This window comes from Streptomyces dioscori (assembly GCF_003024195.1).
Lineage (GTDB): Bacteria > Actinomycetota > Actinomycetes > Streptomycetales > Streptomycetaceae > Streptomyces > Streptomyces dioscori.
Window position 1 is genome coordinate 260,230 of sequence record NZ_KZ679046.1, and the last position, 15,816, is coordinate 276,045.

Genomic DNA, 15,816 nt, shown 5'->3' on the forward strand with positions numbered 1-15,816 from the left:
GAAGAGCAGGAATGAAACGACCTAAAAGGTTTTCGCAACGTAGGTCCGTGCCGTGGAAGTGTCAAGAGGGGTGCGCGCGACCTGGGTTCACGCACCGGCCGTCACGACAGGGCCGCCGTGGACCCCCTGATCACCACCCGGCCGGGCTGGATCTCCACGCCCGACCGCCGTGTCCCGGCGATCGCGCCGAACAGGGCCTGCGCCGCCGCCCGCCCGACCTGTTCGAGGTTCATGTCGACGCTGGTGAGCGGCGGACGCGAGGCCGAGGTCAGCACCTGCCAGTTGTCGAAGCCCATGACCGCCACGTCCTCCGGCACCCGGTGCCCGCGCTCCCGCAGTACGTCCATCACGCCCCGGGCGATCTGGTCGCTGCCGCACAGCACCGCGTCCACGTCCGGATGCCGGTCGAGCAGCATCGCGGTGGCGGCCCGCCCCCAGCCCTCCGACCACTCCCCGAACCGCGGTTCGCCGATCAGGGTGAGCCCGGCGTCGTCGAGCGCGGCCCCGGCGCCCTCGGCCCGCTCCCGCGCAGCGAGATACCCGGGGTCGCCGGTGATGTGCGCGATCCGCGTCCGGCCGCAGGCGAGCAGATGGTCCACCGCGAGCCGGCCGGCGCCCACGCTGTCGGGGACGATGGACAGATCCGCCGGGTCCTCCGAGGGCGCGTACGCGTAGACCACGGGGACGGGCAGTTCGCTGCCCAGGGAAGGCCGCGGGTCGGTCCGGCTGCCCACCACGATCAGACCGTCGACCCGGCGGCCGAGCAGCGCGCGGACATGGTGCTGCTCGCGGATCGCGTCGCCCCGCGCGTCACAGAGGAACACCGCGACCGCGCCCGCCCCGAACGCGTCCTCGGCGCCCATCAGGATCGGGATGCTGAATCTGCCCTCCAGGTCGCTGGTGAGCAGGCCGACGGTGCCCGTGCGGCCGGCGAGCAGACCACGGGCCAGCTGGTTGGGCCTGAACGACAGCCGCTCGGCCGCGTCGACCACCCGCTGCCGTGTCTCCGCCCGCACCTGGGCGCGGCCGTTGAGCGCCTTGGAGGCGGTGGCGAGGGACACGCCCGCCAGCCGGGCGACATCGCTCAGCGTGGCGGGCCCCGAACGAGCGGGGTCGGTGGCCTGGGCCATGGGTGTTCTCCTGTCTCGCGGCGCGTGGGTAAACCGTACGCGAGAGGGTTTCGGCCGCGGTGCCTTCAGGATGTTCTCCCGGGGACCGCCTGGTCCCGGACTTCCCCATTGTGCAAGGGGATTGACGGGCGATGAGCCGCGTCCTAGCTTTCAGAAAGGCTTTTCGGTTTCTTTCCGGCGCAGAACCCACACGAGGGGGATCGTTATGGGGAGCACGACCGGACCACCTGGACGTCGACGCCGACGCGTCACCGTCGCCGTAGCCCTGCTGGCCGCCGCGAGCCTGGTCACGGCATGCGGCTCGGGGGACGACGGCTCAGGCGACGGGGGCGGTGGCGAGGCCGGGGCCGGGGCCGCGAAAGGTACCGACGACGGGGCCACCCTCACGATGTGGACGCGCGCGGCGACCCGGCCGCAGAGCGAGGCACTCGTCAAGGCGTACAACGCGAGCCACGAGAACAAGGTGGAGCTGACCGTCGTCCCCACCGACGACTACCAGGCCAAGGTCGGCGCGGCAGCCGGGTCGAAGGACCTGCCCGACCTGTTCGCCTCCGACGTCGTGTTCGTCCCCAACTACACCTCCAGCGGCCTCTTCGCCGACCTCACCGAACGCATCGACGCGCTGCCCTTCGCCGACGACCTCGCCCAGTCGCACATCAAGGCCGGTACGTACGAGGACAAGAAGTACGTCGTCCCGCACACCCTCGACCTGTCGGTCCTCTTCTACAACAAGGACCTGTACCGCAAGGCGAAACTGGACCCCGAGAAGCCGCCCGCCAGCCTGGCCGAATGGGACGCGCAGGCACGGGCCGTGGACAAGCTGGGCGGGGGAGTCGACGGCACCTTCTTCGGCGGCAACTGCGGCGGCTGCGGCGTCTTCACCTGGTGGCCGTCGATCTGGGCGGCCGGCGACGAGGTGCTGAACGAGGAAGGCACCGCGGCGACACTCGACTCCGCCACCGCCGAGCAGGTCTACGCCGCCTACCGGGGGTGGGTGCGGGACGACATCGTGGCACCCGGCGCACGCGACGAGACGGGCACCACTTGGACCGGCGTCTTCCCGAAGGGGAAGGTCGGCGTCATGCCGATGCCGTCGACCACCCTGGGACTGATGCCCAAGGACCTCGACCTCGGGGTCGCGCCCATCCCAGGACCCGACGGCGGCAGGTCCACCTTCGTCGGCGGCGACGCCATCGGCATCTCCGCCACCAGCAAGTCGGCCGACCAGGCCTGGAACTTCCTCGCCTGGTCCCTGGACGACACGGCGCAGATCGACGTGGTCGCCGCCCACAAGGACGTGGTGGCCCGCACCGACCTGGCGTCCAACAAACACTCGAAGGCGGACCCGCGCCTGGTGACGATCAACCAGCTCGTCGCCGACGGCCGCACCCCGTACGCCCTGAAGTTCGGCCAGACCTTCAACGACCCCAACGGCCCCTGGCTGACCCTGATGCGCGACGCGGTCTTCGGCGACGCCTCGAAGGTGAAGAAGGACAACGAGGCGGTCAGCGCGTCACTGGCGGACTGAGCGCCGACCTTTTGGAGGACAGGGGCGCAGCCCTGTCCTCCAGGGGCGCGGGGAACTGCGCGCCCAGCCCCCACGCACCCGCACCCGCACCCGCACGCCACCCACGCACCCGCCCCCACACCACACGCCGAAGGAGCCACATGCAGGGGTTGAGCCCGCGCGCGGTACGGGGCCTCGCCTATGCCACCCCCACGGCGGTCCTGGTCACCGTCTTCTTCCTCCTGCCCCTCCTCCTCGTGGGTCAAATGTCCCTCAGCGACTGGCCGCTCCTCGCGGGCGACCGAGGCATCAACACCCCCGAGAACTTCACCGATGCCACCGACAGCACCCTGTTCTGGCCCGCGGTCCGCTTCACCCTCCTCTACACGGTGATCGTCACGGTCGTCCTCCTCGGCCTGGCCCTGCTTCTCGCCCTGCTGGTGCAGGAGTCCCGCCCCGGAGCCGGCTTCTTCCGCACGGTGTACTTCCTGCCCGGCGCCCTGGGGCTGGCCTCCGCTTCCCTGCTGTTCTGGGGCCTCTACAGCCCCGCCACCGGCCCCCTGAGCCGCATCCTCGAAAAGCTCGGCCTCGTGGACGACCCGGTGTCCTTCCTGGGCACCCCGACCTCGGCCCTCCTCTCGACGGTCTTCCTCATCGTGTGGAAGTTCGCCGGTTTCTACATGCTGATCCTGCTCGTCGGCCTCCAGGGCATCCCCCACGAGGTGTACGAGGCGGCCCGCATGGACGGTGCGAGCCGTGCCCAGATCTTCCGCCGCATCACCCTGCCGCTGCTGCGGCCCTCCATCGCCCTGACCCTGCTGCTGTGCGTCACCGGATCCCTGCTGGCCTTCGACCAGTTCTTCATCCTCACCAAGGGCGGCCCGGACAACAGCACGGTCACCGTCGTCCAGTTGATCTACCGCGAGGCCTTCCAGCGGCTGAACCTCGGCACCGCCGCGGCCCTGTCGATCATCGTGCTCGCCGTACTGCTCCTGCTCAATGCCCTCCAGTTCCGCGGGCTGCGCCGCGCCGACGAGTCATGAGCCGCGCCCTGGGCCGTACGCCCTACTACGTCGTCGCCGGCGGACTGGCCGTCATCTTCCTCTTCCCCCTGCTGTGGAACGCCTGGGCCTCCGTCAGCGGACAGCCCGGCACCGCACAGGAGTCCGGCCACGGGTTCGGCAACTACCGCACACTGCTCCACTACGACGCGGGCCTGTGGCGCTACCTCCTCAACAGCACGGTCGTCTCCGCGCTGACCGTCGCCCTGACCCTCGGGGTGTCCCTGCTGGGCGGCTACGCCTTCGCCCGCTTCGACTTCCCCGGAAAGAACCTGCTGTTCCTGCTCACCCTGGCCATCCTCATGGTCCCGTACGCCACCCTCCTCATCCCCCTCTACGTCCTGCTCGGCAGACTCCACCTGCAGAACTCGCTCGTCGGGCTGAGTCTGGTGCTGGCCATGTTCCAACTGCCGTTCGCCACCTTCATGATGCGGATCTCCTTCGAGGCGGTGCCGCGCGAGCTGGAGGAGTCGGCGTTCGTCGACGGGTGCGGCACGGCGGGCGCGCTGCGCCGGGTGCTGCTCCCGGCGGTGCGACCGGGGCTGATCACGGTCGGGCTGTTCGCGTTCCTCGCCGCCTGGAACGACTTCATCGCCCCGCTGATCCTGATCTCGGACAGCGAGAAGGCGCCCCTGCCGCTGGCCGTCGCGAACCTGCGGCAGCAGAGCATGGGCGCCGTCGACTACGGAGCCACCGAGGCGGGTGTGGTGGTCCTTGCCGTGCCCTGCCTCCTGCTGTTCCTGCTGCTGCAACGGCACTACATGCGGGGCTTCATGTCGGGCGCGCTCAAGGGCTGAGGCCCTGACCGGCCTCGACGACCGACCTCGACTCGACGGACAACCGAAGGGACGAACCGAAGGCATGAAGTGGTGAAGGAGAACGAGGAGACCAAGGCCGGCAGGCCAAGCAGCCAGAACCCGGCGCCGTCAGCCGTCCTCCCGGTGTCGCCGACCCGCGGCAGACTGCGGCCGCTCGGGCTCGACGAGGTCAGCATCACCGGCGGATTCTGGGCCCGCCGCAGGCACACCAACGAGACCGCCACCCTCGGCCACTGTCACGACCGGATGGAACGCTCCGGCTGGACCGGCAACTTCCGCGCCGCCGCCGAGGGACGCGTGCAACAGGACCGGCAGGGACGGGAGTTCGCCGACTCCGAGATCTACAAACTCCTCGAAGCCACGGCCTGGCAGAGCGCCACAGGTACCGCGCCGGACGTGGACGTCACCGCACTCGTCGGGGCCGTCGCCGCCGCCCAGGAACCGGACGGCTATCTGAACACCGCCTTCGGCCGCCCCGGACAGCACCCCCGTTACAGCGACCTGGAATGGGGCCACGAGCTGTACTGCTACGGGCATCTGATCCAGGCGGGCGTCGCCTGGGCCAGGGCGCGGGGCGAGAGCGAGGGCGAGCTGACGAAGGTCGCCCGACGGGCCGCCGACCACATCTGCGCCACCTTCGGCCGGGGCGGCATCGAGCGCGTCTGCGGCCACCCGCTGATCGAGACGGCCCTGGTGGAACTGGCCCGGCTGACAGGGGAGGAGCGCTATCTGGCCCAGGCCGCGCTCTTCGTCGACCGCCGGGGCCACGGCACGCTCGCCGACGGCGAGTTCGGCCGCGTCTACTACCAGGACGACCTTCCCGTACGGGAGGCTCAGACGCTGCGCGGTCACGCCGTACGCGCCCTCTATCTCGCGGCAGGCGCCGTCGACGTGGCCGTGGAGACCGGTGACGAGGAACTGCTCGCCGCCGTCGTACGGCAGTGGGAGGCGGGGGTCGCCCGGCGCACCTATGTCACCGGCGGCATGGGCTCCCACCACCGGGACGAGTCCTTCGGCGACGACTTCGTCCTGCCGCCGGACCGCGCCTACTCGGAGACCTGCGCGGGTGTCGCCTCCGTACAGCTCAGCTGGCGGCTGCTCCTGGCCACCGGAGAACCGCGCTTCGCCGACCTCGCGGAACGGACCCTGTTCAACGTGGTCGCGACCTCACCGGCGGAACACGGCAGGGCCTTCTTCTACGCCAACACGCTGCACCGGCGCCACCGGAGTGCCGTGCCCGCCGCCGACACGGTGAGTCCGGGCGCCGATCCCGGTCCGCGCGCGCCCTGGTTCGCGGTGTCCTGCTGCCCCACCAACGTGGCACGGACGCTGGCCCAGCTGCCCGCGCACCTGGCCACGGCGGACGACCACGGCATCCAGCTGCACCAGTACGCCGACGCGCGCATCGCCACCTTCCTCACCCCCGGTCACGGTGTCGCCCTGCGGATCCGCACCGACTACCCGGCCGACGGGACCGTGGTCGTGCACGTCGAGCGGTCGCCTTCGGACCGCCCCTGGACCGTGTCGCTGCGCGTCCCCGCGTGGACGGCGGGGGCCACGGCACGGCTGACCGAACCGGACGGCACCCGTCGCACGGTCGCCCCGGGCACGGTCGAGGTCACCCGCGTCTTCCGGCCCGGCGACGAGATACGGCTCGAACTGCCCGTACGGCCGCGCTGGATCGACGCCGATCCACGCGTCGACGCGGTGCGCGGCACCGTGGCCGTCCAGCGCGGGCCGCGGGTGTACTGCGCCGAGTCCGTGGACCTGCCCGGCGGCCTCGACGTCGACGCGATCCGGGTGGACCCGGCCGTCGATCCGCGCGACGGCCCGGACGCGGCGGGAGACACCGTGGTCGTCGACGGCCGGATCACCGCGTACGACCCACGGTCATCCGCGTACGACCCACGGTCCACCGCGTACGACGCGCGACGCGACGAGCCCTGGCCCTACCGGCCGCTCGACGCCCCCACCGCCCCGCCCGAGGCAGACCGGGTGGAGATCACCCTGGTCCCGTACCACTCCTGGGCGAACCGGGGCCCCTCGACGATGCGGGTGTGGCTGCCCGCGGACGACCGATGAACGGAGACCGGGCATGTCCCAACCCCCCACACGCCGAGGCCTGTTGCGGCTCGCCGCCGGGACGGCGGCCGCCGTCCCCCTCGCACAGGCGATCACGCCCGCGCATGCCGTGACCGGCGCGGCCCCGGACGCGCCGGGCATCGCGGGAACGGTGAGAACGGCGGGTGCGGCTCCCGGCCGGACCGCCGTGGCCGCCGCGCCGGCCCTGCCGGTACAGCCGTTCCCCCTGGGCCAAGTCGCCATCGGCGACGGCGTGTTCCGCCGCAAGCGCGATCTGATGCTCGACCACGCCAGGGCCTACCCCGCCGACCGGATCCTGGCCGTCTTCCGGGCCAACGCCGGACTGGACACCCGCGGGGCCCGCCCGCCCGGCGGCTGGGAGACCGCCGACGGCAATCTGCGCGGGCACTACGGCGGCCACTTCCTCACGCTCGTCGCGCAGGCGTACGCCGACACCCGCGAGGCGGCGCTCAAGACCAAACTCGACCATCTGGTCGGCGCGTTGGGCGAGTGCCGGCAGGCCCTGGCCGACCACGGCTCCCCGAGACCGAGCCACCCCGGCTATCTGGCGGCGTACCCGGAGACGCAGTTCGTCCTGCTGGAGAGCTATACGACCTACCCCACCATCTGGGCGCCGTACTACACCTGTCACAAGATCATGCGGGGGCTCCTGGACGCGTACACCCTCGGTGGGAACGCCCAGGCCCTCACGCTCGCCTCCGGGATGGGCGACTGGGTGCACAGCCGGCTCGGCGCGCTGCCGAAGGCGCAGCTGGAGCGCATGTGGTCGATCTACATCGCGGGCGAGTACGGCGGGATGAACGAGGTCCTGGCGGACCTGCACGCCCTCACCGGACGGCCCGAACACCTCGCCGCCGCCCGCTGCTTCGACAACACCGCGCTGCTCGACGCCTGCGCAGAGGACCGCGACATCCTGGAGGGCAGACACGCCAACCAGCACATCCCGCAGTTCACCGGCTACCTGCGGCTGTACGACCACACGGGGGAGGAGCGGTACGCCGCCGCGGCCCGCAACTTCTGGGACATGGTCACCGAGTCCCGGACGTACAGCCTGGGCGGTACGGGACAGGGGGAGATGTTCCGGGCCCGGGGCGCGATCGCGGCGACCCTCGACGACAAGAACGCCGAGACCTGCGCCACGTACAACATGCTCAAGCTGAGCAGGCAGCTCTTCTTCCACACGCCGGACCCCGTGTACATGGACCACTACGAGCGCGGCCTGACCAACCACATCCTCGCCTCCCGCCGGGACACGGGCGGCGCGCCGAGCACAAGCAGTCCGGAGGTCACCTACTTCGTCGGCATGGGGCCCGGAGTCGTGCGCGAGTACGGCAACATCGGCACCTGCTGCGGCGGCACCGGCATGGAGAACCACACCAAGTACCAGGACTCGGTGTACTTCCGCTCCGCCGACGGCAACGCGCTGTACGTCAACCTCTACCTCGCCTCGACCCTGCGGTGGCCCGAGAAGGGGCTCGTCGTCGAGCAGACGAGCGGCTACCCGGCGGAGGGCGTCCGCACGCTGGTCTTCCGTGAGGGCGGTGGCACGCTCGATCTGAGACTGCGGGTGCCGTCCTGGGCCATCAGAGGTTTCACCGTCACGGTCAACGGGGTGCCGCAGCGGGCCGAGGCCGTGCCCGGCAGCTATCTCACGCTGAGCAGGAACTGGCGGCGCGGCGACCGGGTCAGTGTGTCGGCGCCCTACCGGCTGCGGATCGAGAGGGCCCTGGACGATCCGGCAGTCCAGTCGCTGTTCCACGGGCCGGTGCTGCTGGTCGCGCGGAGTCAGCAGACGGGGTTCCGCGCGTTCTCCTTCTACAAGGACTTCACGCTCCGCGGGGATCTCGCCGACGCGATCGACCCCGAGGGCCGCCCCTCGCACTTCACCACCCACGGTCTGACGCTGGCGCCGTTCCACCTCGCGGACGACGCCCGCTACCACGCCTACTTCAGACGGGCCGAACCCGTCGTCGTGTTCGGCACGGCCGACTCCGGCGTACCGAACCGTGCCCGCGGGGACGGGCTGACCTTCCTCGACGTCCTCTGGGCCCAGGCCCCCTTCGCGGCCTCCGACGATTTCGTACGGGCGGTGGGCGCCCTCGCCGAGCTCTGGCTGTCCGAGGGACGCCTCACGCGGGCCGAGCGGGACCGTGTCGTGGCGGCGGCCCCGGGCGTCTCTCAGGTAAGGCATGCCTAACGACGTCGGATAATGTTCTGCGTGCAACTACTTGTACCCGCCGGACGCACGCATGTTTGGAGTCGGCCTTGCCGCACACGATCGACACCGCCGGAACAGGGCCGGACGCCGTGACCGAGGAAGGCCGGGACGGCCGGGACAGCCAGGACAGCCGGGAAGGGTGGGTCGGGCTGGGGTCGAGTGCCGAGCTGCGCGAGCTGCTCGGTGAGCCCTGGCCCATCGTGATCGAGAAGGTCCACGACCGGCTCGCCGACCAGGACCGGGACATCATCGCCCGCTCGCCCTTCTGCCTGCTGGCCACCTCCGACTCGCGCGGCAACTGCGACGTCTCCCCGCGCGGGGACACCGCGGGCTTCACCCACGTCATCGACTCCGGCACGCTCGCCCTGCCCGACCGGCCGGGGAACCGGCGGGGCGACAGCTTCCACAACATCCTCGACAACCCGCACGCCGGCCTGCTCTACCTGATACCCGGCAGCAAAGAGGTGCTGCGGGTCAACGGCCGGGCCCGCATCCTCTCCGACGCCCCGTTCTTCGACGCCATGACGGTGAAGGGCCAGCGTCCCGCGCTGGCCCTGGTCCTGGAGATCGACGAGATATATCTGCACTGCCCGGCATCGCTGCGGCGCTCGGGCGTGTGGAATCCGGAGTCGTGGCCGACCGACTGACCGACGAGCCGGCCGACTGACCGACAGGCCGACCACTGACCGACGGGTCGGCCGACTCGCGGGCACCCCCTGTCCAGCACAAATAAGGGTAGGCTAACCTTCGTCAGGTGAGATCTGGTGAAGAAACAGCCGACACCCCGCGTCTTCGCGGTCACCAACTGTCGGCCACGAGCGTGACCGTCGCGTACGACGGCGTCGACGTCGTGCACGACGCGGCGGTCGCCCTGCGGCCCGGTGAGGTGACCGTCCTGGTCGGCCCCAACGGCAGCGGCAAGTCGACGCTCCTGCGGACGATCGCCCGTCTGCAGCGGGCCCGCCACGCCACGCTCAGGATCGACACCGAGACCGACGGCCTCGCCCTGAGCGCCCGTGAGTTCTCACGGCACGTCGCCCTGTTGACCCAGGGCCGCCCCACCCCCAGCGGACTGACCGTGCGGGACGTCGTCGAGTTCGGCCGCTACCCCTACCGAGGCCGCTTCGGCCGGCCCGACCCGGACGCGTCGGCCGCCATCGACCGCGCGCTCGCGTTGACAGGTGTCACGGACCTTGCCGAGCGCGGCGCCGACCACCTGTCCGGCGGGCAGCTGCAGCGGGTGTGGCTCGCGAGCTGCCTCGCCCAGGAGACCGGCGTGCTGCTACTGGACGAGCCGACGACCTACCTCGACCTCCGCTACCAGATCGAACTCCTCGACCTCATCCGCGACCTGGCGGACGACCACGGCATCGCCGCCGGCGTCGTCCTGCACGACCTCGACCAGGCGGCGGCCATCGCCGACCGGATCACCCTGCTCGAAGCGGGCCGCATCGTCGCCGACGGCCTGCCCGAGGACGTCCTCACCCCGGAACGCCTCACCGCCGTCTACGGCATCCGCATCGACGTGGACCACGACCCCCTCACCGGCCGGCTGCGCACCCGCCCGATCGGCCGACACCACACCCGGCACACCCGCCACACTCGACCCGAAAGGCTCGGCACCACCTCATGAGACGCCTCCTGCTCACCGCGGCAGCCACCACCGCCGCGGCGCTCACCCTCGCCGCGTGCGGCACCACCGAGCCCGCCGCCGACAAGACCGAGAAGAAGACGTCCGAGGCCATCACCCTCACTGACGGCGGCGGCAAGAAGCTCAAGCTCGACGGCCCGGCCACCAAGGTCGTCGCCACCGAGTGGAACGAGGTCGAGAACCTCATCACGCTCGGCGTCGACCCGGTCGGCGTCTCCGACGTCAAGGGCTACAACACCTGGGACTCCGCCGTCCCGCTGAAGAACGAGCCGAAGGACATCGGCACGCGCGGCGAGCCCAGCATGGACACCGTCGCCGCTCTCGCGCCCGACCTCATCCTGGCCTCCTCGGACCTGGCGCCCGCGGCCGTGAAGCAACTGCGCGAGGTCGCCCCGGTACTGGAGATCAAGTCCGCCGACGGCTCCGACCAGATCGGTCAGATGCTGGAGAACCTCGACCTGATCGCCAAGGCCACCGGCACCACCGACAAGGCGGAGACGGCCCGCAAGGACTTCGAGGCCAAGCTCACCGAGGGCAAGAAGGCCCTCGCCGACGCCGACCTCGCGGGCACACAGATCGCCTTCGCCGACGGCTACGTCACCTCCAACCAGGTCACCCTGCGCCCGTACACCGACGGTTCCCTCATCGGCTCCGTCAACAAGCGCCTAGGCCTGAAGAACGCCTGGAAGGTCAAGGGCGACGCCGCCTACGGTCTCGGGTCCACCGACGTCGAAGGCCTCACCGACCTGCCGAAGGACACGCAGTTCGCCTACATCGGCAACGAGGACGACAAGACCGCCACCCCCTTCACCGGCGTGCTCACGAAGAACGCCGTGTGGAAGTCCCTGCCGTTCGTGAAGTCCGGTGACGTGCACCGACTGGACGACGGCATCTGGATGTTCGGCGGCCCCGGCTCGATGTCGGCGTACATCGACGCCCTCGTCGCCGCGCTGACGAAGTAGCAACAGAGACACAAGCAGGCGAAGCAGAAGCAACGGAGCCATGGCCGTCACCGCAACCTCCCCCGTCACCCGCCCCCCGACGGCCACGTCCCGGGCGGGCGCGGTCGCGGTGACGGCCGCGCTCGTCCTCCTGGTCGTGGCCCTCGGGACCGTCGACATCGCGCAGGGCACCGCCGACGTCGGCGCGGCCGAGGTGTTCAAGGCCCTGACCGGACAGGCGGACGCGTCCGACGCGTCCGTGGTGATCGCCTCCCGGCTGCCGCGGATGGTCGCCGGCATCCTGGTCGGTGTCATCCTCGGCGTGGCCGGCGCCGTACTGCAGGCCGTCAGCCGCAACGTCCTCGCCTCACCCGACACCCTCGCGGTGAACGCCGGTTCGTATCTGGCGCTCGGCCTGGTCGGAGCCACCGGCGTCTCGCTGCCGCTGCTCGCCTCCTCCTCGGTCGCCTTCGTCGGCGGACTCCTCGCCGCGGCCGTCGTACTCGCCCTGTCCGGTCTCGGCACGGGCACCGTACGGCTGGTCCTCGCGGGCACCGCGCTGGCCCTGGGCCTGAACTCCGTGACGGAGGGCCTGCTCCTGCTGTTCCCGGAGCAGACCGAGGGCCTCTACCAGTGGAACCAGGGCAGCATCAGCCAGAACGGCTTCGACGGCGTCCTCCAGATGCTGCCCATCGCCCTGCTCGGGATCGCCGGGCTGCTGCTGGTCGCCCGCCGCGTCGACGCGCTCGCCCTCGGCGACGACGCCGCGCGCGGCCTCGGCGTCCCCGTCCGTGCCACCCGCGTCACGGTGGTCGTCCTGGCCTCGCTGCTGTCCGCGGCAGCCGTCACACTCGCCGGACCCATCGGCTTCGTCGGCCTGTGCGCACCGGCCCTGGTGCGTCCGCTCGCCCGCAGGCTCAAGGGCTTCGCCCGCGCCCGTACGGCCCTGCCCGTGGCGGGACTCGTCGGCGCGGTGCTGGTCCTCGGCTCCGACGTGCTGCTCCGGGCCCTCGTCCCCTCGGACCGGGCGGTCGCCGTGCCCACCGGCGTCGTCACCAGCCTGGTCGGCGCCGTCTTCCTGGTGGCGATGGCCCTGCGGCTGCGGGACACCTCCTCGGCCGAGGCCCCGGACCGGATACGCATCCCCAGCCGGACCGTGTTCCTGGTGACCCTGGCCGGGCTCGTCGCCGTGGTCGTCGGGGTCACGATCGCCGGCGCCCTGCTCGGCGACAGCAAACTCCTGCTCGGCGATGTCGTGAACTGGGCGCAGGGGAGGGCCGGCCGCGGTGTGTCCTTCGTCCTCGAAACCCGCGTCCCCCGCGTGCTCGCGGCCCTGTGCGCGGGAGCTGCCCTCGCCCTGGCCGGCACGCTCGTACAGGCCGTGACCCGCAACCCGCTGGCGGAGCCGGGCGTCCTGGGCGTGTCCGGCGGCGCCGCGCTGGGCGCCGTACTCCTCGTCACCACCGCGCCCGTCGCCGGTACCTGGGGTGTCGCGGGTGCCGCGTTCGCGGGCGCCGCGCTGACCTCCGTCCTCGTCTTCGGGCTCGCCGCCCGCGGCGGCTACCAGCAGAACAGGCTGGTCCTCGTCGGCATCGGCGTCGCCGCCGGTACCGCGGCGCTGATCAGCCTGCTCATCGTGCTCACGGACCCGTTCAACGCCACGAAGGCGCTGACCTGGCTGTCCGGTTCGACGTACGGCCGGACCATGCCGGACGTGCTGCCCGTCGCACTCGTACTGGTCCTCGGCCTGATCGTCGCCTTCGCCCGGCGCACCGAACTGGACCTCGTCTCCCTCGACGAGGACACCCCGCGCCTCCTCGGCCTGCCGCTGTCCCGGGCCAGGCTCGGCTTCCTGGTGGTGGGCGTCCTGCTCAGCGCGACCGCCGTCGCCTCGGCCGGCACCATCGGCTTCGTGGGTCTGGTCGCACCGCACGCGGCCCGCGCCCTCGTGGGCCGACGGCACGTGCGGGTGGTACCGGTGGCCGTCCTGCTGGGCGCCGCGCTCGTCTGCACGGCCGACCTCCTCGGCCGCACGGTCATCGCCCCCGCCCAGCTGGGCGCGGGCCTGATGACGGCCGTGATCGGCACACCGTACTTCCTGTACCTGCTGGTACGAAGCCGCCGCTGAACCGTCGAAGCCCGGGCCCGGCGCCGGCTCTGAGAAGGGGGTAGGGGGCTGCGCGCCCGGCTCACCAGCTCGCCCGGCAGGCCGGCGGGTCCCGCCGGCCGGTGACGGCGTCGTCCCCCGCTCGGGGGACGATGTCATCGCCCGCTGGAGGGATGATCCCGAACAGTCACGACTGCCATACTGACCGGCGTGCCCCGTGCGACGGCTTGGTGTGACACCTGGATCGCGACGCGACGGCGGGTGTCCGAACTCCCGCACGCGGGTGCGCTGTTCGGGACCCTGCTCGGCCTGATCGCCGTCGTGGAATCCCTCGCCGAGTTCGTCGGCGCCCATGGGTCGATACCCCGGCTGTTCGCCGACTCCACCGCGCAGGCCGGCCCGCACGGCAGCGCGGCAGGCGTGCAGTTCGCCATGGTGGTCGGGCTGTTGTGCCTGTCGACCGCCCTGCCCCTGGCGTTCCTGCGCCCCTTGGCGGCCGGGGTCACCGTCACCACGGCGAGCGTCGGCTCGCTCCTGATCTTCGAGACGCTGACCCTGGCGGGCCTGGCCGCCCAGCTCGTCGCCCAGTACCGGCTCGGCCGCGGCGGCGCCGTCCTGTCAGCGGCACTTCTCGGCACGCCCTTCCTCGTCCTGGCCCTCACCGGGCCCGACGGCGCCGACCACCGCGTGCGGGTGGTGCTCGTCGCGGCACTGGCCCCGCTGGCCGCCTTCGCCGGACTGGCCGCCCGTTCCCACGAGCAGAACCGGCGGCACAGTGCCATCCGCGAGGTCATCGACGGCACCCGGTGGGAGAACGCGGCACGTGGTGAACGCGTGCGCATCGTCCGTGAGTTGCACGACGTCGTGGGCCACCACATCTCCATGATCGCCGTGCAGGCGGAGACGGCCCGGATCGCCACCGCGGGCATGCCGGCCGAGGGCGCCGAACGGCTGCTCGGCATCGGGGACACCGCCCGCGCGGCCCTGACCGAGATGCGCCGGCTGCTCGGCGTGCTCCGCGAGGACGCCGAGTCCGTCACCGGCGGCGACCGCCGGCCGCAGCCCGATCTGGGACAGCTGCACGAACTGCTCGAAGAGGCACGCAAGGCGTCCGCCACGTCCATCCGCCTCATCCTCAGCGGCTCACCGAGCGCCCTGGACCCCGGCGTCGAACTAGCCGCCTACCGCATCGTCCAGGAATCCCTCACCAACGCCCGCAAGCACGCTACCGGCGCCGCCGTCGACGTGGAACTCGGCTACGCCGGCGACGCCCTGCACCTGCGCGTCCGCGACAACGGCCCCGGACCGCCGCACGACCGGCCCACCGGCGGACACGGCCTGCTCGGCATGCGGGAACGCGCGTCCGCGGTCGGCGGCGACGTCCGCACCGGTCCGGGGTTCGGCGGCGGCGGTTTCGTCGTCGAGGCGCGCTTCCCCATCAGGACGCCAGAGCCCACCACGCCAGAGCCCCACCACGCCAGATCCGATGACGCCAGAGCCCATGACGCCAGTTCCCACGAGGCCAGAGCCCTCATGACGGAAGAGAATTCATGACCAGTCCGTCCTCGCTGATCCGGGTTGTCGTCGCCGACGACCACGTCGTGGTCCGCACCGGTTTCGCCGCGATGCTGGACAGCCGGCCGGAGTTCACCGTCGTACGGACCGCGTCCTCCGGAGCGGAAGCGGTGAGGGTCTGCCGCGAGGTGTCCCCGGACGTGGTCCTCATGGACATCCGCATGCCCGAGATGGACGGCATCGAGGCCACCAGACAGCTCGTGGGCTCTCCGCCCGACGGCGTCGACGCACCGCGCGTGCTGATCCTGACGACGTTCGACCTCGACGAGTACGTGTACGACGCGCTGCGCGCCGGAGCCAGCGGCTTCCTCCTCAAGGAGGTGACCGCGGAACGGCTCTTCGACGCCGTACGTGTCGTCGCCGCCGGGGACGCCCTGCTCGCGCCGGGCATCACCCGCAGGCTCATCAGCGAGTTCGCGCGGATGCCAGCCAGGACCGACGCCACGCCGCCGCCCGGCATGAAGGCGCTCACCGCACGCGAGCGGGAGGTCCTGCTGCTCGTCGCCGAAGGGCTCTCCAACCCGGAGATCGGCGCCAGGCTGACCGTCAGCGAGGAGACGGTGAAGACCCATGTCAGCCGCATCCTCGGGAAACTCGCGCTGCGCGACCGCACCCAGGCCGTGATCGCCGCGTACGAGACGGGACTTGTCGTACCCGGCTCCCGCAAGCCGCAGTAGCGTGACCGGCGTTCGTACGCCGGCCTCA

The 15,816-nt window shown here is 71.5% G+C and carries 11 protein-coding genes and 1 pseudogene; 11 read left to right on the forward strand and 1 reads right to left on the reverse strand.

What is annotated here, in order from left to right; translation table 11 throughout:
• Positions 1-101: 101 nt before the first annotated feature.
• Positions 102-1,130 carry a LacI family DNA-binding transcriptional regulator gene (locus C6Y14_RS23865; protein ID WP_107018831.1) on the reverse strand — a complete coding sequence of 343 codons (1,029 nt, stop codon included), beginning with the start codon at positions 1,128-1,130 and terminating at the stop codon, positions 102-104.
• 205 nt (positions 1,131-1,335) lie between these two features.
• Between C6Y14_RS23865 and C6Y14_RS23870 the strand changes: the two genes are divergently transcribed.
• The 11 genes and pseudogenes from C6Y14_RS23870 (at position 1,336) to C6Y14_RS23920 (ending at position 15,788) form a co-directional block, all read left to right on the forward strand.
• Positions 1,336-2,658, forward strand: coding sequence for an ABC transporter substrate-binding protein (locus C6Y14_RS23870; protein WP_107018832.1), 1,323 nt, complete (start codon positions 1,336-1,338; stop codon positions 2,656-2,658).
• 140 nt (positions 2,659-2,798) lie between these two features.
• A complete protein-coding gene (locus C6Y14_RS23875; RefSeq protein ID WP_107018833.1) occupies positions 2,799-3,680 on the forward strand; it encodes a carbohydrate ABC transporter permease in 882 nt (293 codons plus the stop codon).
• Positions 3,677-4,495, forward strand: coding sequence for a carbohydrate ABC transporter permease (locus C6Y14_RS23880; protein WP_107018834.1), 819 nt, complete (start codon positions 3,677-3,679; stop codon positions 4,493-4,495). The genes C6Y14_RS23875 and C6Y14_RS23880 overlap by 4 nt, the downstream gene beginning before the upstream one ends.
• A gap of 72 nt (positions 4,496-4,567) precedes the next feature.
• Complete coding sequence (locus C6Y14_RS23885) at positions 4,568-6,598, forward strand: glycoside hydrolase family 127 protein (protein ID WP_107018835.1); 2,031 nt, start codon at positions 4,568-4,570, stop codon at positions 6,596-6,598.
• A 13-nt stretch (positions 6,599-6,611) separates the two neighbouring features.
• Positions 6,612-8,816: a glycoside hydrolase family 127 protein gene (locus C6Y14_RS23890; protein WP_199854829.1), complete on the forward strand. Its 2,205-nt coding sequence runs from the start codon at positions 6,612-6,614 to the stop codon at positions 8,814-8,816.
• 68 nt (positions 8,817-8,884) lie between these two features.
• Positions 8,885-9,484, forward strand: coding sequence for an MSMEG_1061 family FMN-dependent PPOX-type flavoprotein (locus C6Y14_RS23895; protein ID WP_107018836.1), 600 nt, complete (start codon positions 8,885-8,887; stop codon positions 9,482-9,484).
• A 107-nt stretch (positions 9,485-9,591) separates the two neighbouring features.
• A complete protein-coding gene (locus tag C6Y14_RS23900) occupies positions 9,592-10,470 on the forward strand; it encodes an ABC transporter ATP-binding protein (protein ID WP_107018837.1) in 879 nt (292 codons plus the stop codon).
• Complete coding sequence (locus C6Y14_RS23905) at positions 10,467-11,450, forward strand: iron-siderophore ABC transporter substrate-binding protein (RefSeq protein WP_107018838.1); 984 nt, start codon at positions 10,467-10,469, stop codon at positions 11,448-11,450. The genes C6Y14_RS23900 and C6Y14_RS23905 overlap by 4 nt, the downstream gene beginning before the upstream one ends.
• A gap of 28 nt (positions 11,451-11,478) precedes the next feature.
• Positions 11,479-13,557, forward strand: a pseudogene (locus C6Y14_RS23910) (iron ABC transporter permease); the annotation flags it as partial.
• Between the two features lie 189 nt (positions 13,558-13,746).
• Positions 13,747-15,090: a sensor histidine kinase gene (locus tag C6Y14_RS23915; protein WP_225891238.1), complete on the forward strand. Its 1,344-nt coding sequence runs from the start codon at positions 13,747-13,749 to the stop codon at positions 15,088-15,090.
• The gene (locus C6Y14_RS23920) at positions 15,087-15,788 is read left to right on the forward strand and encodes a response regulator (protein ID WP_107018840.1); all 702 of its coding nucleotides are present in this window, start codon (positions 15,087-15,089) and stop codon (positions 15,786-15,788) included. Before C6Y14_RS23915 ends, C6Y14_RS23920 begins: the two co-directional genes overlap by 4 nt.
• The last annotated feature ends 28 nt before the right edge of the window (positions 15,789-15,816 follow it).

Coding starts and splice junctions, on each gene's coding strand:
- C6Y14_RS23865 (WP_107018831.1), bottom strand. CDS start 1,130: ATGGCCCAGGCCACCGACCCCGCTCGTTCGGGGCCCGCCACGCTGAGC.
- C6Y14_RS23870 (WP_107018832.1), top strand. CDS start 1,336: ATGGGGAGCACGACCGGACCACCTGGACGTCGACGCCGACGCGTCACC.
- C6Y14_RS23875 (WP_107018833.1), top strand. CDS start 2,799: ATGCAGGGGTTGAGCCCGCGCGCGGTACGGGGCCTCGCCTATGCCACC.
- C6Y14_RS23880 (WP_107018834.1), top strand. CDS start 3,677: ATGAGCCGCGCCCTGGGCCGTACGCCCTACTACGTCGTCGCCGGCGGA.
- C6Y14_RS23890 (WP_199854829.1), top strand. CDS start 6,612: ATGTCCCAACCCCCCACACGCCGAGGCCTGTTGCGGCTCGCCGCCGGG.
- C6Y14_RS23905 (WP_107018838.1), top strand. CDS start 10,467: ATGAGACGCCTCCTGCTCACCGCGGCAGCCACCACCGCCGCGGCGCTC.
- C6Y14_RS23920 (WP_107018840.1), top strand. CDS start 15,087: ATGACCAGTCCGTCCTCGCTGATCCGGGTTGTCGTCGCCGACGACCAC.